The sequence below is a fragment of the Sphingobacterium arenae genome, from assembly GCF_014692505.1.
In the GTDB taxonomy this organism is placed as follows: domain Bacteria; phylum Bacteroidota; class Bacteroidia; order Sphingobacteriales; family Sphingobacteriaceae; genus Sphingobacterium; species Sphingobacterium arenae.
The window spans coordinates 169,522-196,004 of record NZ_JACNYK010000005.1 but is presented as its reverse complement, the minus strand read 5'-3'; the positions used below and the strand labels follow the sequence as shown (position 1 = coordinate 196,004).

General features: G+C 40.8%; 27 protein-coding genes. 22 read left to right on the top strand and 5 right to left on the bottom strand.

The annotated features are described in order from the left end of the window. Positions 1–14: 14 nt before the first annotated feature. The 3 genes from H8B17_RS16600 to punC all read right to left on the bottom strand — a co-directional run bounded on the left by H8B17_RS16600 (position 15) and on the right by punC (position 3,394). Positions 15–1,136 carry a FecR family protein gene (locus H8B17_RS16600; RefSeq protein ID WP_190310346.1) on the bottom strand — a complete coding sequence of 374 codons (1,122 nt, stop codon included), beginning with the start codon at positions 1,134–1,136 and terminating at the stop codon, positions 15–17. Positions 1,137–1,203: 67 nt separating this feature from the next. Next, positions 1,204–1,749 carry an RNA polymerase sigma factor gene (locus tag H8B17_RS16595; RefSeq protein ID WP_190310345.1) on the bottom strand — a complete coding sequence of 182 codons (546 nt, stop codon included), beginning with the start codon at positions 1,747–1,749 and terminating at the stop codon, positions 1,204–1,206. A gap of 433 nt (positions 1,750–2,182) precedes the next feature. Beyond that, entirely contained in the window at positions 2,183–3,394 is a 1,212-nt protein-coding gene (gene punC, locus H8B17_RS16590) for a purine nucleoside transporter PunC (RefSeq protein ID WP_190310344.1), read from the bottom strand. Between the two features lie 476 nt (positions 3,395–3,870). Between punC and H8B17_RS16585 the strand changes: the two genes are divergently transcribed. From H8B17_RS16585 to H8B17_RS16570, 4 genes are all read left to right on the top strand, one after another. Further along, a complete protein-coding gene (locus tag H8B17_RS16585; protein ID WP_190310343.1) occupies positions 3,871–5,034 on the top strand; it encodes a MalY/PatB family protein in 1,164 nt (387 codons plus the stop codon). A gap of 163 nt (positions 5,035–5,197) precedes the next feature. Then, positions 5,198–7,636, top strand: coding sequence for an ABC transporter permease (locus H8B17_RS16580; protein ID WP_190310342.1), 2,439 nt, complete (start codon positions 5,198–5,200; stop codon positions 7,634–7,636). Between the two features lie 22 nt (positions 7,637–7,658). Continuing rightward, positions 7,659–8,318: an ABC transporter ATP-binding protein gene (locus tag H8B17_RS16575; RefSeq protein ID WP_190310341.1), complete on the top strand. Its 660-nt coding sequence runs from the start codon at positions 7,659–7,661 to the stop codon at positions 8,316–8,318. Positions 8,319–8,650: 332 nt separating this feature from the next. Then, positions 8,651–9,499 carry a transglutaminase-like domain-containing protein gene (locus tag H8B17_RS16570; protein ID WP_190310340.1) on the top strand — a complete coding sequence of 283 codons (849 nt, stop codon included), beginning with the start codon at positions 8,651–8,653 and terminating at the stop codon, positions 9,497–9,499. Here the strand turns inward: H8B17_RS16570 and H8B17_RS16565 are convergent. Together H8B17_RS16565 and H8B17_RS16560 are read right to left on the bottom strand one after the other, a co-directional pair. Beyond that, complete coding sequence (locus tag H8B17_RS16565) at positions 9,483–10,607, bottom strand: hypothetical protein (RefSeq protein WP_190310339.1); 1,125 nt, start codon at positions 10,605–10,607, stop codon at positions 9,483–9,485. The two genes, H8B17_RS16570 and H8B17_RS16565, sit on opposite strands and share 17 nt — an antisense overlap. A 42-nt stretch (positions 10,608–10,649) precedes the next feature. Beyond that, positions 10,650–11,750, bottom strand: a complete 1,101-nt coding sequence (locus H8B17_RS16560; protein WP_190310338.1) for a hypothetical protein — start codon at positions 11,748–11,750, stop codon at positions 10,650–10,652. A 139-nt stretch (positions 11,751–11,889) separates the two neighbouring features. Here H8B17_RS16560 and H8B17_RS16555 point away from each other — a divergent pair, with 139 nt between their 5' ends. The 18 genes from H8B17_RS16555 (at position 11,890) to H8B17_RS16470 (ending at position 26,480) form a co-directional block, all read left to right on the top strand. Next, positions 11,890–12,552, top strand: coding sequence for an epoxyqueuosine reductase QueH (locus H8B17_RS16555; RefSeq protein WP_190310337.1), 663 nt, complete (start codon positions 11,890–11,892; stop codon positions 12,550–12,552). 53 nt (positions 12,553–12,605) lie between these two features. Continuing rightward, a complete protein-coding gene (locus H8B17_RS16550) occupies positions 12,606–13,148 on the top strand; it encodes a YceD family protein (protein WP_223816640.1) in 543 nt (180 codons plus the stop codon). A 14-nt stretch (positions 13,149–13,162) separates the two neighbouring features. Further along, a complete protein-coding gene (rpmF, locus tag H8B17_RS16545) occupies positions 13,163–13,354 on the top strand; it encodes a 50S ribosomal protein L32 (RefSeq protein ID WP_148919306.1) in 192 nt (63 codons plus the stop codon). Positions 13,355–13,458: 104 nt separating this feature from the next. Next, on the top strand, positions 13,459–14,397 hold the full coding sequence (gene plsX, locus H8B17_RS16540) for a phosphate acyltransferase PlsX (protein ID WP_190310336.1): 939 nt from the start codon (positions 13,459–13,461) through the stop codon (positions 14,395–14,397). A gap of 6 nt (positions 14,398–14,403) precedes the next feature. Then, on the top strand, positions 14,404–15,402 hold the full coding sequence (locus H8B17_RS16535) for a beta-ketoacyl-ACP synthase III (protein ID WP_190310335.1): 999 nt from the start codon (positions 14,404–14,406) through the stop codon (positions 15,400–15,402). A gap of 259 nt (positions 15,403–15,661) precedes the next feature. Next, complete coding sequence (gene accB, locus H8B17_RS16530; protein ID WP_190310437.1) at positions 15,662–16,153, top strand: acetyl-CoA carboxylase biotin carboxyl carrier protein; 492 nt, start codon at positions 15,662–15,664, stop codon at positions 16,151–16,153. Positions 16,154–16,177: 24 nt separating this feature from the next. Next, positions 16,178–17,539: an acetyl-CoA carboxylase biotin carboxylase subunit gene (gene accC, locus H8B17_RS16525; RefSeq protein WP_190310334.1), complete on the top strand. Its 1,362-nt coding sequence runs from the start codon at positions 16,178–16,180 to the stop codon at positions 17,537–17,539. 81 nt (positions 17,540–17,620) lie between these two features. Beyond that, positions 17,621–18,493 (top strand): twin-arginine translocase subunit TatC, encoded by an 873-nt coding sequence (gene tatC, locus H8B17_RS16520; protein ID WP_190310333.1) that lies wholly within the window; start codon positions 17,621–17,623, stop codon positions 18,491–18,493. Positions 18,494–18,501: 8 nt separating this feature from the next. Next, positions 18,502–18,939, top strand: a complete 438-nt coding sequence (gene rpiB / locus H8B17_RS16515) for a ribose 5-phosphate isomerase B (protein WP_190310332.1) — start codon at positions 18,502–18,504, stop codon at positions 18,937–18,939. A 53-nt stretch (positions 18,940–18,992) separates the two neighbouring features. Next, positions 18,993–20,561: a M28 family peptidase gene (locus H8B17_RS16510; RefSeq protein ID WP_190310331.1), complete on the top strand. Its 1,569-nt coding sequence runs from the start codon at positions 18,993–18,995 to the stop codon at positions 20,559–20,561. A 15-nt stretch (positions 20,562–20,576) separates the two neighbouring features. Continuing rightward, positions 20,577–21,566, top strand: a complete 990-nt coding sequence (locus H8B17_RS16505) for an aldo/keto reductase (protein ID WP_190310330.1) — start codon at positions 20,577–20,579, stop codon at positions 21,564–21,566. Positions 21,567–21,693: 127 nt separating this feature from the next. Beyond that, a complete protein-coding gene (locus H8B17_RS16500) occupies positions 21,694–22,536 on the top strand; it encodes an ABC transporter ATP-binding protein (protein WP_190310329.1) in 843 nt (280 codons plus the stop codon). Between the two features lie 82 nt (positions 22,537–22,618). Continuing rightward, positions 22,619–23,344, top strand: coding sequence for a hypothetical protein (locus H8B17_RS16495; protein WP_223816639.1), 726 nt, complete (start codon positions 22,619–22,621; stop codon positions 23,342–23,344). 2 nt (positions 23,345–23,346) lie between these two features. Then, positions 23,347–23,703 (top strand): GntR family transcriptional regulator, encoded by a 357-nt coding sequence (locus H8B17_RS16490; protein WP_190310327.1) that lies wholly within the window; start codon positions 23,347–23,349, stop codon positions 23,701–23,703. A gap of 2 nt (positions 23,704–23,705) precedes the next feature. Further along, entirely contained in the window at positions 23,706–24,482 is a 777-nt protein-coding gene (locus H8B17_RS16485) for a hypothetical protein (protein ID WP_190310326.1), read from the top strand. 58 nt (positions 24,483–24,540) lie between these two features. Further along, on the top strand, positions 24,541–25,458 hold the full coding sequence (locus tag H8B17_RS16480; RefSeq protein WP_190310325.1) for a DnaJ C-terminal domain-containing protein: 918 nt from the start codon (positions 24,541–24,543) through the stop codon (positions 25,456–25,458). Between the two features lie 3 nt (positions 25,459–25,461). Further along, positions 25,462–25,743 (top strand): chaperone modulator CbpM, encoded by a 282-nt coding sequence (locus tag H8B17_RS16475; RefSeq protein WP_190310324.1) that lies wholly within the window; start codon positions 25,462–25,464, stop codon positions 25,741–25,743. A 53-nt stretch (positions 25,744–25,796) separates the two neighbouring features. Then, complete coding sequence (locus H8B17_RS16470) at positions 25,797–26,480, top strand: phosphoribosylaminoimidazolesuccinocarboxamide synthase (RefSeq protein WP_190310323.1); 684 nt, start codon at positions 25,797–25,799, stop codon at positions 26,478–26,480. The last annotated feature ends 3 nt before the right edge of the window (positions 26,481–26,483 follow it).

The window sequence follows — 26,483 nt, the reverse complement described above, 5'->3', positions numbered from 1 at the left end:
TTTAAGCCATCGGGTTATTTTTCTACTTTTCTGACTATAATCCTCCTTTCTTCCATGCTGATATTAAGTGATCCAGTTGATTCGAGTATATCTAAGACTTCATTAAGCGGTTTACTTCGGTTTATTTTTACGGTAAGTGTATGGGGATCTTTATCAAAGCTGATAAGCTCCAAATCCATTTTATACCAACGAGCGATTTCATTCATGATATAGCTAATCGGTTGGTTTTCGAAAAAAAACTCATTTCTTTCGAATGCTATCATTTCATCCAAGTTGAATTTATCAACAGATAAACGGTTCTTTTTAATAAGGCCTTTCTGTCCAGGTTTCAAAAGTATCTGTGAATTTGGAGTTTTCATTTCTAAACTGCCCTCAATCAACGCAACAAAGGAATTTTCTTTGCTGCCGTCTGCACGAAAAACAAATGACGTTCCTTTGACTAATGCGGTGATGGTTTCTGAACTAACAGAAAATGGACGAGCCTTATCTTTGGCAACATCAAAGAATAGCTTGCCAGACGCTCCCAATTCCCGACTATTTCCCGAAAATTCACTCGGAAATATGAGCTCGCTATTTGAATCAAGCGTAATTTTTGATTTATCAGCAAGTTCAATTTGATAGCTCTCATTGGCATCTGTTGCAAATCGTATGAGGGTTTTGGAACCTATGTTTACTTTTGATAGGTAGCGAAATTGTCGTTGCGATAACCTTTCGATAGAAAATAACGATGTTTGATATATCTGACCAATTTTCATTTCGCTTATCTGTTTAAAATCACCTTCAGAGGTGCTGAGTCCAGGCGTTTTGGATGAAAATGTTAACAATCTTACAGGAATCGATCTGCTTACACGATCGACTTTAGAAATATAATATCCGACAAATCCTACTAATATAAGAGCTGCAGCAGCTTTCCAGAGCATGGAATATACTTTTCTATTTACACGGGTTTGAGGATTAATGTTATTGGTGACAACGTTTGAAATTTCTGATTTTACTTCTTCTGGATCACCATACTCATCACTCCATTTGTTTTTTTCGAATGCTTCGGCTAGATATTGATCGACCTCGTGTTGATCTTTCTTGCCCGATCTACGAGAAAGGATTTCTATGATTGTTTTTATAATTGACGGCTCCATATCGTGTCAGTGTATAGATATAGAGTGTGAATAGTTGGTTATCCCCCAAGAGCATTAAAAAAAAAAATCAAAAAAACATAAATCTACTCAACCCTGCTTTTAGTTTCTTCAGTGCTATAGTCATCTGATTCTCTACAGACTTTCTTGAAATTTGCAGCTTTTCTGCAATCTCGTTTTGAGATAAGTTTTCGTCGCGCCTCATTTGATAAATTTCTCGACATCGAGGAGGTAGTTTATTTATTAATATTTCCAGTCTATCTAAAAGATCACGATATTCCAAGGTATGTTGAGGAGTGTATGGATCCGGGATAAGTTCGTGAAATTGATTGATATCGATTTGGACAAGCTTCTTTTGTTTTACTTGCTTATATATTTGATATCGCGTACAAGCGAAGAGATATATTTTAACTGAATGGGTAATTTCGATTGATGCTCTTTTATTCCAGATATTTATAAATACTTCCTGCACAATTTCTTCACTCAAACTACGATCTTTTAGAACAGAGGCAGCCATAAGAAACATAGATCGCCAATATCGATCCATGAGCTCTTTTAAAGCTCGCTGATTGTCAGTCTTTATCGAATTAAATAAATCTTGATCAGATACTATCATTTAAGTCTATACGTTGGATCTTGAATTGCATTGTCAATGCAACCATTAAAACAAGAAGAATTATTCCGATCGATACAATTATCATATACCCTACTGCAAAATTACTTTTCCCTATTTACTTCATGAGTTTTTTTAACCTCATCCGGGATTAAATGTTTTGCTTGCAGTCTTTAACTGGCCGAGCCTTAAAAAGTCATATCTATGGCTCAACGAATTAAATCATTTGTTCTTGGTCTTCGCATTTGTTAGCATCATTGCCTCTCTATTAATTCATCTGAATACCTCATGTTGTGCTCATCGTTATCTATTCATTAACACATCATTGGTCATGCTAATATAAGAAGAATACGCCAACCATCAAAGCTCAAAGAACTGCTTTACAGCAAAATACCTATTTACCGAAAAGTATGGGTCACTGTTGAAGACAATGATCCTATATCCCACTTTTTAAACTTAACTTATAACCTAACAATGCGAAAGGGATCGTGCAGAGCATAACGATACTTGTCGTCAATAAAGGTGTTTGAGCAAAAAAAGATACCACAGCGCTTGCTAAAAAACAAATACCAAGCTGAATGGTATTCTGCAAAGCTGCTGCTTTACCGGCGTTATTCGGAAACACCTTCAATGCTTGTGCGACGACAATCGGATAGCAAGCGCCGTTACAAAATGCCATGATACAGAAAGGTATCAGTAATAAGGTCAAAGTCGGTTGTAGGGTAATCGTTATTAAAAATACCGCAACTAAACTGATAGCATACCCCGTCAATAGCAAGGGCACTAACCTACCTCCTGCAATACGGTTCGACACTAATCGATAGCCGTATCCGCCTGCCATAAAGGCTATGGTCTGCGGTACAAAGCTAAAGCCGATCTGACTTTCATTATACCCCAGTTCTTTTAAAAAGAATGGGGATCCGGTCAGCCAAGCAAAGAAAGCGCCTGAACATACGGCGTAGATCAATACATTGCCTACATATCTTTTCGACCGGAGCATATCTCTATATGATTTTTTTTCTTTAGAAAGCGGCTTTTTTTCTACACTGATCCGATTGCTTTGTTTTAAAGTGAATGTATAGATCAACAAAAGTACAGCGAGCAAAGCCAGAACAATAAATATAGCACGCCAAGAAAAATAATCAAGTAATGCCACCCCGACTAACGGCGCCAATGCAGGTGAAAGTGCTACTAAAGGCATAATACTTGCCAATACTTTATTTACATCGGCACTCGCGTAACGCTCCATCACCAAAGCTTGCCAATTCACAGCCGCCGCACAAACGCCTACCGCCTGAATCAACCTTAATGTCAACAGTGTATTGACCTCTTTCGTAAAGTAAATACCAATAGAAGCTACTATAAAAATAAGCAGCCCGGATATAATGGCCTTAGGCCTTCCAAATTTATCTGATATCGGTCCCCATACGATCTGCGCGATAGCATATCCGCCCAAAAAAAGGCTAAGCGAGGCACTGATATTGCTTTTGGATGTATCTAAATCGACACGCATAACGTCGAATGCGGGTAGATACATATCCGTAGCCAAAAAACCTATAATACTTAGCCCCGCTAAATAAGCTAAAAATAAAAAGCTATTTTTCTGTTGATCGGCTACAACAGTCTTTCCCGAATTTTTAACCTTCATGCTACTTGTTTCCCTAACATTAATAAGCCCTTCCGATTTGCATTTTAAGTGACGGAATGGAGAGACTTCTATTCTTTATCTGCTACAAGATCTCCTAAGCGCGGTCGTGCATTTCGCACCTTTGTCAGATGCCGCAAAGATAAAAAATTATTTATCCATTCTTGATACGGGCAACGATCGAAGACGATGCGGCTATACATCAGCAACGATTCACAGGTGATTCGCACATGCTTAAATAATGAGGGCATGTGAGTCCATGTTCTCTCCATCTTGAGTCCACCTTGAGTCCATGTACAGCACGTAATAAGGTGGATAGATTTCCCTAGCATGACCCGCGCACCTCCTATTATGGGTGAAGCATTGGTGACGCGTGGGTAAGGCAATGTTTTTTTTGCTTCGTTTTTTCATCAAGGGAAAAATGAAGAAGAGTAATTCCTTAAGTTTGTATAACACAAAACGATAAGGGAAACTATACGATGAAATACAACTTTGACGAATTAATCGATCGATCGAATACAGGAAGCGTTAAATGGTCGAAGCCCGATGTGCTCCCCATGTGGGTAGCCGATATGGACTTCAAAACAGTTCCTGAGGTGACGGAAGCTTTAATAAGCCGTGCCTCGCAGGGTATATTTGGCTACAGTGAAATATCAGATTCTTTTTATGATGCTATTCAACGCTGGTGGATGAAAAGGCATACCTTCCGTCTGGAAAAGGATTGGATTGTAGCCACACCCGGCGTCATGCCCGCCCTCGCAGCAGCCGTAGACGCACTAACCGCTGAAGGAGATAAAATAATCGTACAACCTCCGGTGTACAACCACTTCTTCATGACTGTAAAGCAAAGCCATTGTGAACTCGTCGAGAATAACCTGCTGTATGACAACGGAAGTTATCAAATCGATTTTGAAGATTTAGAACGAAAAGCTGCCGATCCTGCCGTAAAATTACTCTTGTTTAGTAATCCACATAATCCGGCAGGGCGGGTATGGCGTAAAGCGGAACTGCAACGGCTTGGCGAAATATGTATTCGTCATAACGTCGTCGTGTTGTCAGACGAAATCCATTCGGATTTGGTGTATGGAGATTTCAAACATGTCCCGTTTGCTTCTTTAGGGGAAGCTTACGCCAGAAACTCCATGACGTTCTCCTCCCCTTCCAAAACCTTTAACTTAGCCGGTTTACAGGTTGCCTATTTCTTTACCGAAAACGAGGCTTTCCGGAAGATGGTAAGGGAAATATTGACAAAATGGGAAATGACGGCCTTGAACGTCTTCGCTATTGACAGTCTAATTGCAGCCTACGAAAAAGGAGAGCCTTGGCTGGAAAGCTTAAAAACATATCTTTATGCTAATTATCAATACTTAGCCGACTTCTGTAGCCAGCACCTACCCGACTTCCCCGTTATTCCCTTAGAGTCTACGTATTTAGTCTGGTTAGACTGTACGGCATTAGAGATGCCTTCTTCCACCATCGCGGACAAGATGCTGGAGCATGAAAACTTATGGTTGCAGGCAGGGATAAAATATGGTTTGCCCGGTGATCAATTTCTACGCATCAATATTGCGTGTCCGAGACACCTGTTAGAGGAAGGTTTAACGCGCTTAGCCCGAGAATCTAAACGGTTATTGAATAGTTGATTCACAATTTTATCTCATTTTCTACCTGTTCAGCATTGAACAACCACTGTCCGATATCGGACAATTCAATTTCGTCAAAACAAACATAAACATCTAAAAACAAGAAATATACATTCTCGGCTCATCAATTGTTCTCGATAAAAACAGGAATGAAATATATAAGATGATCAAAAATTATTTTAAAATTGCTTTTCGTAATCTGGCAAAGAACCGAATGTTCTCGCTGCTCAACATTGTGGGACTTTCTTTCGGACTCGCCGGATTTATGTTTATTGCCACTTATGTAGTTGATGAACTTAGTTATGACCGCTTCCAGACCAATGCAGATCGTATTGTTCGCCTCAATACACATATACATATGGGCGAAAGCAAACTGGATATGGCACGAACAAGTGACATGATGGGGCCGATACTTCGGGATGAATATACAGAGGTAGAAGACTACACGCGATTATACATATCGAGCGGAGCGAAATTGGTAAAAAATGGTAATCGCTGGATTAAAGAAGCCCGTGTAGCACACACCGACTCTTCTTTTTTTCGCCTATTTTCCTACCAGAGACTACACGGGAATCTCCACCATGCATTGGCAGCACCAAATACCGTTGTATTAAGCCGATCGGCCGCCGAACGCTATTTTAACACGACGGACGTCGTGGGTAGGACGTTAGAAACGAACGATGCTGGAAACACGGTTTATCAGATTACAGCCGTAATAGAAGATATGCCGAAAAACAGCCATTTCAACTATGACTTTCTGTTTGCTATGGAAAACGCACCTTATGAAAATTGGGGTGCACTGCTTTCCCACAACTTCACCACCTACATATTACTGCGAGATCCAACGGATCGAACACTGTTAACATCCCATCTCGATGAATATGTGCACAAACACTGTCTTCCAGCGGCTAAACAGTTCATGGACATCTCTAGCATGGAAGAGTTTAGAACACAAGGAAATGTATTCTATTACGATATTACCCCTATCAGGGACATCCACCTGCACTCCAATTTGATGGGTGAACTTCAGCCTAACGGCAACATACAATATGTTTATATTTTTAGTGCTATTTCCTTGTTTATATTGCTTATCGCCTGTGTCAATTTTATCAACTTGGCAACCGCACGGTCCGCGAGCCGGGCGAAGGATGTCGGAGTACATAAACTACTAGGTTCATCGAGGAGTGGTGTCGCCGGTCATTTTCTAACGGAATCCCTCCTGTTGTCTTTCGGAGGGATTTGCCTAGCAATCGTCATTGTTATAACGGCCTTACCGCTATTTAACGATCTGTCGGGAAAAACCTTCATGATATATGATTTGATAAACAGGAAGTCACTGCCCTTCATCGGTCTTCTAACACTCTTCGTCGGACTGATAGCAGGCTATTATCCAGCCGCTTACCTTTCCTCATTCCGGCCGCTGCAGGTCATAAAATCACGGTCCGTCATCACTTCGGGGAAAAGCTTCTTTCGAAGCAGTTTGGTGATTTTTCAATTCGCGATATCCATCATATTGATTGTTGGCACCTTCATTATAACGACACAATTGCAGTATATTCAACATAAAAAAATAGGCTATGAACGGGATAATATTCTCTTAGTAAGTGATTATCATGTTCTGGGAGACCAAGCAAGGGCTTTCCGCGACGAGGTTTTGAATCTATCCGGCATCAAAATGGGCACTGTCAGCGGTTATTTACCCGTGTCGAGCTCCAGTAGAAACGACAACCCTTACTCGAAAGAAACGGTTATGTCGACTCGAAATTCCGTATCGATGCAGACTTGGTATGTCGATGATCAGTATCTGCCGACATTTGATTTGGAACTGACAGTGGGCCGCAACTTTTCTTCCAGCCGTTTGGCAGATTCGACTTCGGTCATCCTGAACGAAACCGCCGTAAAACATTTTGAGTTTGGTTCAGAAAAAGAGGCTATTGGCAAGAAAATCTATTTTCAATTGGATAAAAATATGATGGCGTATGACGTTATCGGTGTGGTCAAGGATTTTAATTTTGAGTCACTCCGCGATCCCGTTACTCCGCTGGGCTTTTTTTTAGGCAACCATCCTGTAGAGGCAGCGTTTAAGATAGAAACAGCAGACATTCCAACATTACTTGCTCGTATGGAGAATTCTTGGAATAAGTTCGCGCCGGGATACGCTTTCTCTTATCGTTTTATGGACGACGCATTTGATAACATGTACAGAGCGGAACGCCGCATAAGCAGATTAAGTTTGACTTTTGCTGCGTTAGCAACTGGTATTGCCTGTCTCGGGTTATTCGGACTTGCCGCATTTATGGCCGAACAGCGTAGCAAGGAGATCGGCGTACGAAAAGTGCTGGGCTCCTCCGTGGTAGGAATAGTCGTCATGCTTTGTAGAGATTTCGTCAAGTTGGTTCTTATCGCCCTTTTGATTGCTGCTCCGATTTCTTGGTGGGGCATGAACAAGTGGCTTGAGGATTTCACCTATCGCATAGAGATATCCTGGTGGATATTTGTACTGACCGGCTTAATTGCTACTGTTATTGCGCTGTTCACCGTCAGCACGCAAGCCATACGAGCAGCTCGTACTAATCCTGTTGATAGTTTAAGAAATGAATAATAATGATAAATAAAGAAGAAAGATGATAAAACTAGAACATATTTTTAAATGGTATAATATAGGTGGGACGCGGTCTTTTGTAATTAAAGATATCAATCTGGAGATTGAACAGGGCGATTTTATTTCCATCATGGGCCCCTCAGGTTCGGGAAAATCTACGCTTCTGAATATCATCGGTTTACTCGATGAGCCCAGCGAAGGGCATTATTATTTCATGGGCGAGGACGTACTGGCTTTAAAACCAAAGAAGCGAATAACATTATTCCAATCGCATATCGGCTATGTGTTTCAGTCTTACCATCTGATAGACGAGCTCACCGTATACGAAAATATCGAAACACCCCTGATTTACAAGAATCTATCCGGTAAGGAAAGAAAAGCCATCGTCGGTGACATGCTGGACCGCTTCGGAATTGTAGGAAAGAAAGATTTATTTCCGGCGCAGCTATCCGGCGGGCAACAGCAGATTGTTGGTATTGCACGTGCGTTGGCTGCTTCACCTAAATTATTGCTAGCAGACGAACCAACAGGCAACCTTAATTCTAAACAGGGCGAGGAAATCATGGCTCTTTTCAAGCAACTCAATGAAGAGGGCATGACCATTATACAGGTCACTCATTCGGAAAAAAATGCGGAATATGGGAAACGGGTGATTAATTTGTTGGATGGGCAAGTGAAATAGTAAAATGCCACTCAAGCCGTGACAGGGCTCATACTTTTTTTACCTCAAAAAAAGTATGCAAAAAAACTCGCCACTTTAAAATTTTGGAAAGAGGGATAATGCAACTATCAAATTTCTACATATTTCAAAATTTTACATGTGGCATTAGCGTTTAAGGATGGGACAATACAATTGTACTATCCCTTCTTTAACCAATAAAGTCGCGTACAAATTTTTGAGGTTGTAGAAACCCACCCTTAGTACTATCCCTTTCCTTAAAGATTTGAAGCGACGATTTTTTTGGTTCTTTTTTGAGGGAAAAAAGAACACAAAAATTCCGTATATTAGTACAGATGAATGAGCAGGAGTTAAAGGCATTAATTTCGCTCTTGGACGATCCAGATGCGGAAATCTATCAGGTGTTGGAGGACAAGCTGATTACTTGTGGACCGGAGGTGATACCTTTATTGGAAGAATCTTGGGAACAGTCTTTTGATGTTCTTTTACAAGAACGGGTCGAGCAAATTATCCACAAGATACAGTTCAACCAAGTAAAAAACGACCTGCAATTGTGGAAGCTAAGTAACCAAGAAGATTTACTGGAGGGTCTTCTTATCGTAAACCGCTACCAATACCCCAATTTAGGCGAAGACGAAGTATATGGAAAACTTGCTGAACTGCGTCGCAATGCTTGGTATCATCTGATGTATGACATGAGTCCGATCGAAAAAGTAAAATTACTGAATAATATTCTATTCCGTGAGTTTGGTTTATCGGGTAACACATCCGATTTTCATGCATCCCAAAATTCCTTTATCAACAAGGTACTGGAATCTAAAAAAGGAAATCCGATTTCATTAGCCTGCATTTATAGCATCGTCGCCCAACGATTAGACATTCCTATTTATGGCGTTAATTTGCCGAAACACTTTGTTTTAGCTTACATGAACGAAGAAAAACCCGACGAGGTTCTTTTCTATATCAATGTATTCAACCGCGGGCAGATTATGCGGGAAGTGGACATCACAGCCTTTCTTCAGCAATTAAACCTCCCTCCTATAGATGATTACATAAAGCCCTGCAGTAACTTGGAGATTATCAAACGCGTATTACGCAATCTTATTGCTGCTTATGAGCACGTAGACAATCTCGAAAAGCGGGAAGAAGTCCAATTGTTATTAACCCTCATCGATCCAACGTAGAATCGTCCCGCGCGTCCAATGCCAAGCCCACCGGTGTTCTGCCGTATAGCAAGCCCGAAGTATCGATTACATCCGCAGGTTCCACATTACCCTCATCCCTATATCTAAAACGAGATACTTTCTTGGCTTCACGGTCGGCCACATATAAATATACACCGCTCGCTCGCATGTCAATCGCCACATCTACGGGTGAGATTAATCCGGTGTTGGGTCCGGTAATCACACGCGATGGTTTGATAACATCCGTATTTCCCTCTATCAGACTGGAAAAATCATCAAAAATAAGGATGCGTCCGCTTCCTACCGTTGTTCCGTCCCCCATTTCGGCAATGGCCATTACGTTCTTAATGGTGTCGTAAGATAGGCCACGGAGCTTTTCCGAAGCACCTTCAATTCGAAATGTACGTACAGGATTCAATGTGGCAACAGAGTCACTTGCCCTTACCGGCATGGTGGTTAAATTCTGAAACATATAAATACCTGCCGGCGCACTTATTTTAGAGGTAAAAAGCCGATCACTTTCATAGGCAGCTCCCCACATGTTCAAATTTTCGTTTACTAACTTTTTATACGGTTGTTTCTGATTCCCTGTGGATCTGGGGTTATCCACTACATATATTCCTGCATCTGTCCCTTCACCATTCACGGCCAGAAGAGATCGCGTAGCAGCGTGATACACAAATCCCTTAACCTGACTATAGTATCTGCTTCGAATACCGTTTCCCACATTATTCAATCTTCCGGTTTGTTGCACCTCCACCGCAGAAATCACCGTATCAAGCCCGTTAGTAACCTCTTCACGGTTAGCACTTGCCTGAAAAATCGTTTTCACGTATGGATTGAAATAAATAGGTCCTCCTCCTTGCGCCTGTGACACATGGCTTTCTCTAAAGGTGAAAACAGTGGAATCCGCCGGTTGGATGATACGGATATTTGTATCCGCCCGTTCATCGGTTGTGCCGTATTCTTCAAACGAAACATAAAGACGGGAAATCTCTGAAATTTCCAGGCCTGGTCCTACATCATCATCCTCTTCACAGGCGTAAAATCCAAGGACAAGCGCCAATGCCGCGAGTACGTAGTATATAATAGGGGAGATTTTAGACATAAAAAGTATATAATATATAAATTATCAAATGACTGCGAATCTTCACGGCTCACCTTCCCGGGTATCCAAGGTCAGACTAACTGGTGTCCTGCCATCTTTTAAAGTGGAAGTATCAATCACTTTGTCCGGTTCCACGTCCCCATCGTCTGTATATCGGAAGCGCGATATTTTTCGCTCGGTGCGATCGGCAACATATAAATAGCCCCCCTCCTCCCTCGTATCGATGACGACATCAACTGGTGAGACTAACCCGGTCTTAGCGCCCGTAATCACCCGCGTCGGTGTGATAGTCTGTTCTGCTAACAGTTCAGAAAAGTTTTCGAAAATAAGGATACGTCCACTTCCGGAGGTCCCTGGCTCGCCCATTTGCGCAACAGCCATGACATTTTTGACAGTATCGTAGAATAAGCCGCGTAGATTCGATGCACCATCTATTTCTAATAGATGGGTCGGTTCCAGTCGACCGATGGAATCCTGCGGATTTACTTCTTTAGTCGCAATACCCTCAAAAACATAAATCCCCGCAGGGGAGCTTGTTGTTGAGCTCGTTTTCGTGGTAAAAAGCTTTTCATTTTGATAGGCTGCACCCCACATCGCTAAACTACTGTTCCTTAATTTCTTAACGGGTTGGCTTTCACGGTTTGCATATCTTGGGCGTTCCATAACATATACCCCCGCATCGGATCCTGCACCGTTAACAATAAAGAGCACATTTGTCCGATGGTGATATACCATACCGCGCACATTCGTGTAATACCTACTTTTCGCGAGCCCTACGTTATTCAGGGATCCCGACGAGCCCATGTTAAGCACAGCAATCGATGTATCGTTGGTACCAGCACGGTTAACACTGGCCTGAAATATAGCGTTCAGGCTAGGTTCAAAATAAATCGGTCCACCACCCTGCACTTGCGACACATGTCGCCCATTAAACGAAAAAACAGACGAATCCGCGGGATAAATAACCCGAATATTGGTGTCCGGTGGGTTTTTTGTCGGTGTATATTCCTCAAAAGAAACGTATAAACGGGTAAATTTCCTCATCTCCAAATCGGGTTCCGCATCGTCTCGTTCACAGGCATAAAATCCAAGGATAATCGCCAGCATGGCGAACATATAGTATATGGGTGAGATTTTAGACATAGAGATTTATTGTATCATCTGTTACAAAAGTAAAAAATAAACGGGTATATCGGTAAACCCGCGACAACCGTTAAGGAACTTTTGTAAAATCTGGTGGTTTTCCGTAAAATTGCATCATAATATTAAATACGCTGGTATCATGAACAACAAGGAATTTGAACGCGAGAAATTAAATCTGCCGAACGAGGGTAAGAAATTATTGTTACATTCTTGCTGCGCTCCTTGTTCGGGCGAGGTGATGGAAGCGTTGATTGCTTCGGACATTGACTTCACGATTTATTTTTACAACCCGAACATCCATCCACGCAACGAATATGATTTACGTAAAGAAGAAAATATCCGTTTCGCGGAAAAGCACGGTATTCCATTTGTTGATGCAGATTACGACGTGGATCACTGGTTCGAATTGGCAAAAGGAATGGAAAATGAACCGGAACGTGGTATTCGCTGTACGATGTGTTTCGATATGCGCTTTGAAAAAACGGCAGAATATGCAGCAAAACACGGGTTTGACGTTATATCAAGCTCCTTAGGCATTTCACGTTGGAAAAACATGGAACAAATCAATGATTGTGGACTACGGGCAGCATCTCGTCATCCAGATATGGCGTACTGGACACTCAATTGGCGAAAAAAAGGTGGCTCGGCACGTATGTTAGAGATTAGTAAACGCGAAAAATTTTATATGCAGGAGTATTGCGGTTGTGCTTATTCATTGCGTGATACCAATCGTTGGCGGATGGCAAACGGTCGACAGAAAATAGAACTGGGTAAATATTATTACGGAGACGACGAACAATAATTTTGCAAAAAGTTTCCTTTTTACTGAAAAAATAATTAATTTTGCACGCTCGAATGCAGATTGTGAAACATCTAAAATATTATAGAATTCCTTTTTCAGGATTAACGACTGGAAAGCACAATTTCGAGTTTGAGGTCGATGACAAGTTCTTTGATTGTTATGAACACTCGCTGGTAAAAATGGGGCAACTCAAAGCGGATGTAGAATTACAAAAGCAAGAAAACATGCTGATTGTCAACTTCCATATCCGGGGCACGATCCGATTGGAATGCGATGTTTGCTTATCCGAATTTGACGCACCACAAGATTTTCAAGAGAGAGTGCTGGTCAAGTTTACAGACGACGATTGGAATCAGGAAACGGAGGAAGTGCTGGTATTATCCAAAACTGATTACGAACTGGATATCGCCGGATTGCTTTATGAATACATCAATGTCCGTGTCCCTTATTACAGTAAATGTTCGGAACAGGGTACAAATACAAGTTGTGACCCGGAGATGTTGGAAAAGTTGAGCGACTCATCAGAATTAGATACAGAGACAGGGGAAAAGACAGACCCACGCTGGGATATATTAAAGAAAATTAAAAATAACTAAAACAAAAATACGAGATGGCACATCCAAAACGTAAAACTTCTAAATCAAGAAGGGACAAAAGAAGAACACACTATAAGGCGGAAAGCCCTACGTTAACTGTATGCAAGGAAACAGGTGCAGTACATACACCACATCGTGCATATACAGTAGACGGTAATTTATATTACAACGGAAAATTGATTATTGAAAACACCGCTGCCGTCTAACGAGATCATTCGACGAAATTAAACATCCCAAATAGGTGTAAAGTTCAATTTTTATACTTTAATTTGGGATGTTTTTGCGTATTATTGATGATAAATAATAACGAATGAAAATCGGTTTAGACGTTTTAGGCGGGGACTACGCCCCCGACTCCACCATAAATGGAGCTATTGAAGCCCAAAGAGTATTGCAGGAGGGACAACGTCTTGTCCTGATTGGTGATCAATATGACACCATAGAACGGTTAAAACAAGCTGGAGCGAATCCAGAAAAATTTGATTACATACATGCTCCGGAAAATATAAGCATGCATGAACACCCGACCAAAGCCATTACCCAAAAACCCAATTCAAGTATTGCCAAAGGATTTGAACTGTTAAAAAACGGCGAAATTGACTCCTTTGCTTCCGCTGGCAATACCGGCGCCATGCTTGTTGGAGCTGTATTTAGTGTAAAAGCAATACCCGGCGTTCTCCGCCCAGCGATTGCAACGAACGTGCCGAAGATTAAAAGTGGCTATGGTATTTTATTGGATGTAGGAGCAAATGCGGACTGTAAGCCCGAAATGCTATCTCAATTTGCGACGTTAGGTAGCCTATATATGGAATACATCTATGGTGTAAAAAACCCTAAAGTTGGCTTGCTAAATATTGGTGAAGAGGAGGAGAAGGGAAACAATTTAACCATATCAACTTATCCCCTGCTTCAGCAGAATAAAAAGATAAATTTTATCGGTAATACCGAAGGGCGTGATCTTTTCACGGACGCTGCCGATGTGTATGTATGTGACGGTTTTACAGGGAATGTAGTATTGAAACTTGCCGAATCTTTTTATATAGTCACCTTAAAAAAAGGAATGAAGGATGATTTTTTTGATAGGTTCAATTACGAGCGATACGGCGGAAGCCCTATTTTGGGGGTAAATGCACCCGTTATCATCGGGCATGGTATTTCAACTCCCGAAGCTATCAAGAACATGGTTTTACTATCAAAAGACATGATTGAATCGAAAATCATCGATAAAATCAGGTCTGCTTTCAATTAATGATATATGTCAAAAATACACGCTGCAATTACCGCAGTAAATGGGTATGTTCCCGACTACGTCCTCACTAATCAGGAATTGGAAAAAATCGTTGATACGAACGATGAGTGGATTGTAACAAGGACAGGGATTAAAGAAAGGAGAATCCTTAAAGGAGAAGGGAAAGCTACATCAGACTTGGCTGTTCCGGCTGTTAAGGGATTATTAGAAAAGCGTGGTATTTCCGCCGACGAAATTGAATTGATTATCTTTTGTACCAGCACACCGGATATGCTGTTCCCTGCAACAGCAAACATCTTAGCAGATAAGATTGGTGCAACGAAAGCTTGGGGATATGACCTTCAGGCAGCCTGCTCTGGTTTTTTATTTGGTTTAACGACAGGTGCTCAATTTATAGAATCGGGTAAACACAAAAAGGTCTTGGTTGTTGGGGCCGACAAGATGTCGTCCGTAGTCAATTACACAGACCGTAATACGTGTATTCTATTTGGTGATGGATGTGGATGCGTATTGTTAGAACCAAACAATGAAGATAATGGCATTATAGACGCCGTTTTGAAGACGGATGGTTCAGGAGGGCCCTATTTAAATATAAAAGGTGGTGGTTCCTTAAACCCGGCAACACATCAGACCGTGGAGGCTGGTCTTCACTACGCGTACCAAGAAGGACGTACCGTATTTAAATTTGCCGTCACCAACATGGCTGAAGTGGCCGTAGAGGTGATGGAAAGAAATCATCTGACATCAGATGACGTGGATTGGCTTGTACCCCATCAGGCAAATAAGCGGATAATCGATGCCACAGCTGAGCGGGCGGGACTTTCCGAAGATAAGGTTATGGTGAACATCCATAAATACGGTAATACCACCAGTGGCACCATCCCCCTTTGTTTATGGGAGTGGGAAAACCAGTTAAAAAAAGGGGACAACTTGATATTAGCTGCTTTTGGGGGCGGTTTTACTTGGGGAGCTGTATATCTCAAATGGGCTTATACAAAAGCATAAAAATATTAGTTAACTTTATCCCAGTTTTGGATTATCCCTAAATCTGGTTTTAAAGTTTATTATAAGAGGTTTATATATTAAAATATCTGGATTATAGCATGCAAACACGAATAAAAGATCTGGATATTCCATGGAACCTTAAAAAAGTTATTTACACATGAATTATCCACGTTGACAACATACGAACACGAAATGAAAGACCTGGATATTCCATGTGGCCTTTAAAAAAAAATATTTACACATGAAACCTACTAGAAATATGAGTATGGATATTAAACAGATTCAAGACCTGATCAAATTTGTTGCTAAATCGGGTGTAAACGAAGTCGCCATCGAAGAAAAAGACTTTAAAATCACCATCAAAACAAATCAGGAGCCAACCTATGTCACCGCGACTGTTCCTTCGGTAGCAATACCTCAGCAACCCGCGACATCAGCTCCCGTCGCTGCTCAGGCAAGTGTGACTCCTGTCGCGTCGACACCGACTACACCGGCAGCAGAGTCGTCAAACCTCATCACTGTAAAATCGCCTATGATCGGAACGTTTTACCGTGCTTCGGGACCAGACAAACCGTTGTTTGTAAACGTAGGTGATGAAATAACACCAGGTAAAGTCTTATGTATCGTAGAAGCTATGAAGCTTTTTAATGAAATTGAATCAGAGGTTTCAGGCAAGATTGTAAAAATCTTGGTGAACGATGCGGAACCTGTTGAATTTGATCAACCTTTATTTTTAGTTGATCCATCCTAGTTTAGATGTGAGGTATAATAAAAGATGTTTAAAAAAATATTAATAGCAAATAGAGGGGAGATTGCACTTCGTATCATTCGCACTTGTCGCGAAATGGGTATTAAGAGTGTCGCCGTTTATTCAACAGCAGATCGCGACAGCCTACATGTACGCTTCGCTGACGAAGCGGTTTGTATCGGCCCCCCTGCAAGTAAAGATTCTTATTTAAGTATCCCCAATATTATCGCAGCAGCCGAATTAACAAATGCTGACGCTATCCATCCCGGATATGGTTTTTTGTCTGAAAACGCGAAATTCTCGGCCATCTGTGCCGAATATGGAATTAAATTCATTGGCGCCACAGCTCTACAAATAGAGAAGATGGGTGACAAAGCCTCCGCAAAAGAAACGATGAAACAGGCAGGTGTGCCTACTGTACCCGGTTCTGATGGCTTAGTCCCTGACGTAAAAACAGGCGTTAAACTTGCCAATGAAATTGGTTACCCGGTTATCTTAAAAGCTACTGCCGGTGGAGGTGGTCGTGGAATGCGGATTGTGTGGAATGATGATGAATTTCAACCCGCGTGGGATTCTGCTCGTCAGGAAGCCGGGGCTGCATTCGGTAATGATGGAATCTATTTAGAAAAATTTGTCGAAGATCCTCGTCACATCGAAATCCAGGTGATTGGAGATCAATATGGCAAAGTTTGTCATTTGTCGGAGCGCGATTGTTCGATACAACGACGCCACCAAAAATTGGTGGAAGAAGCGCCTTCTCCATTTATTACACCGGAACTACGGTCAAAAATGGGTGCAGCAGCTATTAAAGGTGCGCAAGCAGTAAATTACGAAGGAGCCGGTACGATTGAATTTTTGGTCGATAAACACCGTAACTTCTATTTTATGGAAATGAATACACGTATCCAAGTTGAGCACCCCGTTACAGAAGAGGTTATCAATTTTGACTTGATCAAAGAACAGATTAAGGTGGCTGCAGGTATCCCAATTTCAGGAAAAAGCTACGAGCCGACGATGCACGCCATTGAGTGTCGAATCAATGCAGAAGACCCATTTAATAACTTCCGCCCCTCACCCGGTAGAATTACGAATTTTCATTCACCAGGTGGGCATGGCGTACGCGTGGACACACATGTATATGCCGGATATACGATCCCACCGAATTATGATTCAATGATCGCGAAATTAATATGTGTCGCACAAACGCGTGAAGAAGCAATCAACACCATGGAGCGCGCATTGCGTGAGTTTGTTATTGAGGGTGTAAAAACCACTATTCCACTTCATATACGCTTAATGCGCGACCCAAATTTTAGAGCAGGTAATTTTACAACAAAATTCATGGAAACGTTTGACCTTACGGAATATCCGGACGAAGAGGTTGAATAAAATTTCCTTTACATACGGTTAAAATACCATTCTTCTAAATAAGAATGGTATTTTTGTTTGTTTTATTTTAGAACATTTGGCATGTCTACATCAAAAGAGTTAATCAACGCTATAAAACAAAAAGGAAAAAATCTCGAGGGAGAAATGTCATTCTTCGAACATTTGGAGGTACTGAGGTGGCATATTATTCGTTCCGTGATCGCGATTGCGGTATTTGCAATCCTCTCCTTCACCTTTTATGACTTTGTGTTTAATCAGATTATTATGGGACCGAAAAATCTCGATTTCTGGACCTATAGGATGATGTGCAAAGTAGGCGATTTGCTCAGTTTGGATGGCTTTTGTGTAAAACGCATCCCCTTTAATATCATTAATACAGAGATGGCTGGACAATTTATGTTGCAGATAAATTCTTGTTTATTGATGGCCGTGGCACTGGGCTTCCCTTATTTACTTTTCGAAATCTGGCTTTTTATAAAACCCGCGTTAACAGAAATTGAAAAGAGTTCGGCACGTGGATTTGTTTTTTACGCAACCGTTCTATTCGTTATTGGCGCATTATTTGGCTATTACATTGTTGTTCCACTTTCTGTCAATTTTCTAGCCAATGTATCTTTAAGTGAAGAGATCACCAACCAGATCACCATCGACTCCTATTTATCGCTTATAGCGACTTTAACGTTGGGTTGTGGCGTTGTCTTTTTACTACCTATCGTGATATTTATATTGTCTAAGCTCGGTCTGATGACACCAGCCTTTATGCGGGCGAGCAGACGATATGCTATTGTTATTATTTTGATCATCGCGGCAATCATTACACCAACAGCCGATATCATTACGTTATTAACAGTCAGCGCACCGATGTTCTTACTTTATGAGTTAAGTATCATGGTCTCTGCAAATGTATACAAGCGAAAATTGGAAAAAGAAAAAGAATTTTATAATCAAAAATAAATACGATCATGTCTAAAAAAATTGCAATAGGAAGTGACCACGCTGGTTTTGAATATAAAGCTATTCTACTCGAATTCCTCAAAGAAGAGGGATACACCGTCGACGATTTCGGTCCAGCAACAGGAGATTCGGTAGATTATCCTGATTTTGCTCATCCGGTAGCGACAAGCATTGAAAATGGTCAAAATGAATTGGGTGTATTGATCTGTGGCAGTGCCAATGGCGTTGCTATTACAGCTAATAAACATCAAGGTATCCGGGCCGCTATTGCTTGGCAGAACGAAATATCAGCCTTAGCAAGGCAACATAATGATGCGAATATCGTTTGTATTCCCGCCCGATTTATTGATATCGAACTCGCAAAAAAAATTGTAAAAACATTTTTGACTACGGATTTTGAAGGGGGGAGACACGGCACCCGTGTGAATAAGATTGCTTGTACGTAGCCTGATTCTAGTACGTAAAAACAGATACTAGACACAGATTTTAAGGTTTGATTATGATAAAAAATTGGATAACAACATGCCTACTTATCCCTACACTGCATAGTTGTGCCACAGCACAACAACAAGATCCGGTACAGCTGAAATATGCGGACCTTCTGACCGAAGAAGTCGCTAGGGAACATTTGACGCTATTGGCTTCACCGGAATTCGAAGGACGGGGAACAGGTCAGCAAGGGGGCGAAAAGACAGCTCATTATCTTGCGGAACAATTTGCTTCCTACGGCTTGAAAGCACCGGTGAACGGGAGTTATTTCCAACCGGTAAACTTGGTAAAAGTTTCTTATCAGGTGCAACAGTTTTCGATTAACGGCCTTGCTTATAAAAATGGTATAGATTTCTTTATACAAGGTGATAACAAACAAACTGTCTATCGGGCTGATGATATCGTGTTTGTTGGATACGGCATTCAAGACAAAAAACATAACGATTTAGCGGATATAGATATCCAAGATAAAGTTGTTTTGGTTATTAACGAAGGGGAACCAAAAGATGCGAACGGCAATTCCATTATCACTGGAAATAAGAAAATGTCTGAATGGGCCAGTAGTCGGTTTAAGCGCGTACAGGAACTTCTCAAAAAAAATCCAAAGATGGTTTTGGCGACAGGCGACTATGTCGACCAAAATATGGAGCGATTTGGAAAACGTGTGACGGGCGGTCGATTTGCTTTGGATGACGGAAATAATAAGATTTCTGGCACGACCAAATCACCGGTAGTCAATATTTCTACAAAATTGGCAAATGAGCTCTTGGCTTCCCATCAAACTAATCTTGAACAGCAAAAAAACAATCCATCTACTTTCATCATTCCCACAAAAGTAGATGCCGAAATGGGTATTACAAAAGAGAAATTAGCAGACCCTAATGTACTCGGTTTATTGGAAGGATCAGACTTAAAAGAGGAAATTGTTGTGATCGTAGGCCATTACGATCATGATGGGATATTACCCGATGGTACATTTTTCCCAGGAGCGGATGATAATGGTTCTGGCACCGTAGGCGTGATGGAACTTGCCCGTGTCTTCGCGCAAGCGAAGAAAGAAGGTAGAGGCCCTCGCAGAAGTTTGCTATTTATTGGTTTAGCAGCGGAAGAAAAAGGGCTCTTAGGTTCGAAGTTTTATGTAGAAAACCCGGTCTTCCCACTTGAAAATACGGTTGCATGTATCAACATGGACATGATTGGGCGTATAGACGACAAGCATTTGAAAGGAAACCACAATTATATCCACGCCATCGGGTTGGATAAATTGAGCTCTGAATTAAAACAGATTACGGAAGGCGCAAACAATACGTACACCCAAATGGAATTGGACTATATGTATGATGATCCGAACGATCCGATGCGCTTATATTACCGTTCAGATCATTACAACTTTGCTGAAAAGGGTATTCCGTCCGCGTTCTTTTTCTCGGGGTTGCACCCACACTACCACACGCCGGAAGATACGGTTGACAAAATCGACTTCCCCATGATGGTAAAACGGGCAAAATTGATCTTCCATGTTGCATGGGAAATTGCCAATCGCGACAAACGATTGCCTGTGGATTCAAATAAGGAGTAGGAAAAACAAACAGACATGGAATATAGAAAATTAGGCAATAGCGAATTGGAAGTATCTGTCATTACCTTCGGTGCTTGGGCGGCAGGCGGTTGGATGTGGGGCTCCACTGATCGAAAAGAAGCTATTGAGGCTATTCAGGCTTCCTATGATGTCGGCGTAACTTCTATTGACACGGCTCCAATATATGGCCAGGGGACAAGCGAGGAAATCGTCGGTGAAGCCATACGAGGTATTTCGCGAGATAAGGTACAGCTCTTGACCAAATTTGGTATGCGTTGGGATTTAGATTCCGCAAAAGGTGATTTCGCCATGCATACAAAAGACAATAACGGAAAAGCGTTGGACGTTTACCGATATACCGGAAAGGAGAGTGTTATATACGAATGTGAGCAAAGCTTGAAACGTTTGGGAACAGACTACATCGATCTGTATCAAATCCACTGGCCGGATTCGACTAGCCCTATTTCGGAAACTTTCGAAGCTGTCTCTCGGTTAATAGAACAGGGAAAGGTTCGTTATGCTGGTGTATGCAATTATTCCAGTACACAAATGGCGGAAGCACAGCAAATAGTAAATCTCGTTTCCAATCAAGTTCCTTTTAGTATGGTTAACCGCGGTATTGAAGTGGAAACGGTCCCATACTGTATAGAACATAACAAATCCATTTTAGCGTATAGTCCGCTTCAACGCGGACTATTAACTGGTAAAATCCATTCAGGTTACACCTTTCAGGAGGGTGATCATCGCGTATCTTCACCACATTTCCAGCCTGAATTTATCGACAAAACAAATGTGCTATTAGAAAAGGTAAAACCTATCGCCGATAGCAAAAATGCTTCCTTAGGGCAATTGGTACTGCGATGGACAATCGAACGGGCGGGTATTACCATAGCGTTGGCCGGCGCTCGGAACGCCCAACAAGCAATTCAAAATGCCAAGAGTATAGACATGCAGTTGACGGCAGAAGAAATCGAAACCATAAATCAGTTGGTGGATAGTTTTTAAATAATCTTTACATTAAAAAAAGTCTCATAGCCAAACTATGAGACTTTTTTTAATTATTTCTTGTAATTTCAATTCTCTCTCTTATATTTGTAGTGTATTAATATACTAATACACTAAACTTTATGTTATGATAGCAATTAACAATCTCTCTTTCCATTACAAAAAAGATATTACCATTTTTGATAATATCAATGCGGCGCTTTCACCCGGCCACATTTACGGTCTATTAGGTCTAAACGGTGTAGGAAAAACAACATTCCTCAAACTTATCTGCGGGTTGCTGTTTCCAAAAACGGGGACAGTAAAAATAAATGATTTCACACCTTCAAATCGTGAAGTCACATTCTTGTCGGACATCTATTTCGTAACGGATGAAGTCGATTTACCACCATGGACTATCGCTAATTTTCTCGATATTTATGCTCCGTTGTACCCTAATTTCGACGCATCCTATTTCGACGATATTTTAGCTGCATTTCAGGTAGATCGGAGCGAAAAAATAAAATCATTGTCTTATGGGCAACGTAAAAAAGTCAACATTACTTTTGCCTTAGCAACCAATGCAAATTTCCTCTTAATGGACGAACCCACCAATGGGTTGGATATCCCATCCAAAACACAATTCCGAAAGTTGATGGCGCGACATGTGTCTCCCGACAAGACAATTATTATATCGACACATCAGATTCGGGATATTCATCAGCTCATTGATCATCTTCTGATTTTACAGGATTCAAAATTAGTACTGGACGAGTCTTTATATGAGCTTGGGAGAAAACTTAAATTCCAACAGGGAACGTATGCGGATGCTCTGTATTCAGAGATCGGCTTAAACGGCAATAACAATATACGCTCCAATATAGATGGAGAAGAGTCTCTCTTCAATATAGAACTGTTCTTTAACGCGATTTCCACTCATCCCGATCTATTAACAAAATTAGCTAACTCAAGTCTCCAAAACCATGAATAAATATCTGCGTATAAAACGCCTAGCTATAACTTTAAAAGAGTTTTGGATTTCCAATCGCATGCTGGTTTTTTCTTTTCCTCTGATGATACTTTTATGCATTGCTATATTCTATTTATGGCCAGGCGGTATATTCTATGAAAAGTGGGTTAATCCCGATACATTTTCTTCACAGGATGCGTGGTTAAATGCCTTATTGACTACCCATACCACACAACGGGTACTCATCTTATTTGTTATACCGATTTATTTGGTTATTTGCACGAAACCAACTCTCGATAAACTAAACAAATCCGAGCGGACAAATTTAACACCGATCACCCGTTTGGAAAGGACGTTTGGATTGACCTTATTTGCCATTGGTTTCACTTGCCTCGCCTTTGCTTGTTTTATACTTTATGATCACGTGATAGCTGCTTGGTTCAACAATCTATATTACGAGGAGGCCATTCGGTATCTGGAGGCACATGGCAACCTTTATCCCAAGATCAGTGATCGGACGGCGCTGTATCCGATCTCAACGAATATTTTGGGTGTAGCCTTCATGATGATTATACTGTTCTTACCGCTTTATTTCCTATCCTTGGTCTTTTTTAGAAAAAACAGCTTTATATTATTTCTAGGCCTGCTCGTCCTTATCATCATAACGCTTGTATTCTTTCTTCGCTGGTTATTAGTTCAAGAAACCTCCAGCATTTCTATTCCGATAAAAGGTTTTTTTCCATTAACGTTAAATATTCTCCTTGTAGTAGGCTACTGGTATTTAGCGATGGCTACTTTTTATCATAAACTCAAAGAAAAAGAAATTTAACCATGCAATTCAAAAGCGAAAAAGCTATATATATACAAATCACAGAGTTTGTAATGGAAAAAATTTTAAAAGCGGCATGGTCCGCTGACCAAAAAATCCCTTCTGTACGCGACCTGGGGGGCGAGCTAGAGGTAAACCCCAATACCGTGATGCGAGCGTATGATATACTGCAGCATCAGGATATTATTTATAACAAGCGGGGACTCGGCTTTTTTGTATCAAAAGATGCAAAAAAATCCATCACTTCTTTAAAGAAAAAACAATTTATCGAAATCGATTTACCACAATTCTTTAAAACAATCGAGTTGTTGGATATATCGATGGAAGAAATCAATTCGTATTACCAAAAACAGAAATAAATATGAAAACATCACATATATTATTTGCCTCCACGATACTAATGGCTACACTTAGTGCTATCTTTCATACCACTATTGGAAATGCAAAAATGACACACGAGAATCAACCTGTCAATACCTTATCAGCATGGTGGATGAACCAATACGATTTGAAAGTTACTCACGAACTTCCTCAGTCTGTCAAATACTTAAAAGTTATCGGTAACAATAGGGCATCCCAAACGCATCTATATATCCAAAAGACAGAACAGCCAAGTCTTTTTAGTATGAGCCCACAAAATTTTACGCATGAAATAAAAAACGACACGCTATTCATCTATGCAACGGATAGTTACAACAGCATTTACCTCAGACAACAGACTCCGATTGAACAGATAACTTTACGTGAAGGAAATGCATCCATTGTAGGTATTAATCAAGAAAACCTTACTGTAGATGTACAAAGAGGCAGTCGTTTAACCTTAGGTAATAACTGGTATAACCGCAAAAAAACAGATACTATCGCTCATCTTGATTTGCAAGCATCGGATCGTTCCAATGTCAATCTGCATAAATTAAAAATAAAAACGGCGACCGTAAAATTGAAAAATGCGGTATTAAATTATGATGCAACTGTCGAAGCAGACTCCTTCATGGTCGCTTTAACAGAAAGAAGTACCGTTATTTCTCAGAACCGAGATGTTATCAATCAGGTAAACCACCTTATCGTTTCGGGTAACGAGCAATATTTCCAGAAAAAATTCGCTGGAAAAAATGTGACTGTCACGATCCGGCCATAGCCGTAAAAAAAACAAAAAATCCCCTATCTTGTTATGGTAATGACAACATGATAAGTGTATGGCTTTTGTAGATTATTATAAAGTGTTGGGGGTAGAGAAAAATGCTTCCCAAGATGATATTAAGAAAGCGTATCGAAAGCTCGCCAGAAAATACCATCCCGATCTGAATCCAAATGATGAAGACGCAAAAAAGAGGTTTCAAGAAATTAACGAAGCCAATGAGGTATTAACCGATTCGGAAAAACGGAAAAAATATGATCAGTATGGGGAGCACTGGAAGCATGGTGACGCTTATGAACAGGCACAGCAGCAACAGCGTAGCCGTGGCGCCAATCAAGAAACTGGGGGGAATCCTTTTGAAGGTTTTGATTTCGATTATTCGGGAAATTATGATACCGGTGAGTTTTCGGACTTTTTCGAACAAATGTTTGGTAGCCGACGTGGCGGCGGCAGACAAACCAAGTTTAGAGGGAACGACTATCATTCGATATTGGAACTGACCCTACAGCAAGCCTATAATACGCATCAACAGACGTTTACAGTGAACGGCAAGAATATTCGGATTACGATTCCCGCAGGTGTAGAAAATGGTCAAAAAATCAAACTTAGTGGACAAGGGGGCGAGGGGGTAAATGGTGGTCCGAAAGGCGATCTTTATATTGAGTTCAATATTTTACCCGACCCTCGATTTCAACGTAAAGGAAATAACCTTTATATGGTACAGGATATTGACTTATATACAGCACTCTTAGGTGGAGAGACCGTCGTTGATACATTTTCGGGAAAAATCAAAGTGAAGATCAAGCCGGAAACACAAAATGAGACTAAAATTCGTCTCAAGGGAAAAGGTTTTCCCGTGTACAAGAAAGACGGACAGTTTGGGGATTTGCATGTAACGTTGCACGTGAAGCTCCCTACTAGTCTTAGCGATAAAGAGAAAGAACTGTTTCAACAATTGGCTAATCTAAAGAAATAAACGATGGAAAGGACTTTAATCCGCATAATAGACGTTTGCCAATCACACAAGATAGAACGACAATTTATAAGAAATCTTTCGAGTAATGGTTTGATTGAAGTGGTGGTGCAGGACGAAGAGGAATTCGTAAAAGAAGAAGAACTGAAAGCGCTGGAACAATTTGCTACGTGGCATTATGATCTAGAAATCAATCTGCAAGGCATTGAGGTCGCAAAGCATCTTTTACATAAAATAGAACAACTGCAAGACGAAATTAGGTTGTTACGCATTGAAATACGAGAATAAGTCGCCAACAATTAATGGAATTTTCGTATTTTGCACATCATAAAATCAACACCATGCAGCTTATATATCAAGGTAAAACAAAGGATGTTTATCAATTGGACAACGACCGTATTCTATTAAAATTTAAAGACGATGTAACAGGCGAAAACGGCATTTTCGATCCGGGAGCCAATACCGTAGGACTGACTATCGACGGAGCAGGAAAATCAGGGTTGAAAATGACAACATATTTTTTCGAACTATTGAACAATCTACAAGTCCCTACACATTACGTTTCTGCGGATATAGATGATGTATCTATGATTGTAAAAAATGCACAAGTTATAGGTAAAGGACTCGAAGTAATCTGTCGCTATAAAGCGGTAGGAAGTTTCTACAGACGGTACGCTGCATATTGTCAAGAGGGGCAAGATCTGGATCGCTTTGTTGAAGTGACGATTAAAGATGACGAACGGGGCGACCCAGTTATTTCGCAAGAGGCTTTAGCTATGTTGGGTATTTTGACCGCAGCACAATACGATGAACTGACGGACCTCACCCGTAAAATTTGCGATATCGTAAAAGCTGAACTGGCTAAAAAGGGATTGGACCTTTATGATATTAAATTGGAATTTGGCCATGATATTTCCAATAACCAGCTTATTCTGATTGATGAGATTTCCGGAGGGAATATGCGTGTTTATAAAAATGGCACCTATATCGTTCCTTTGGAACTCGAAAAAGCATTTTTAAGTTAAGAA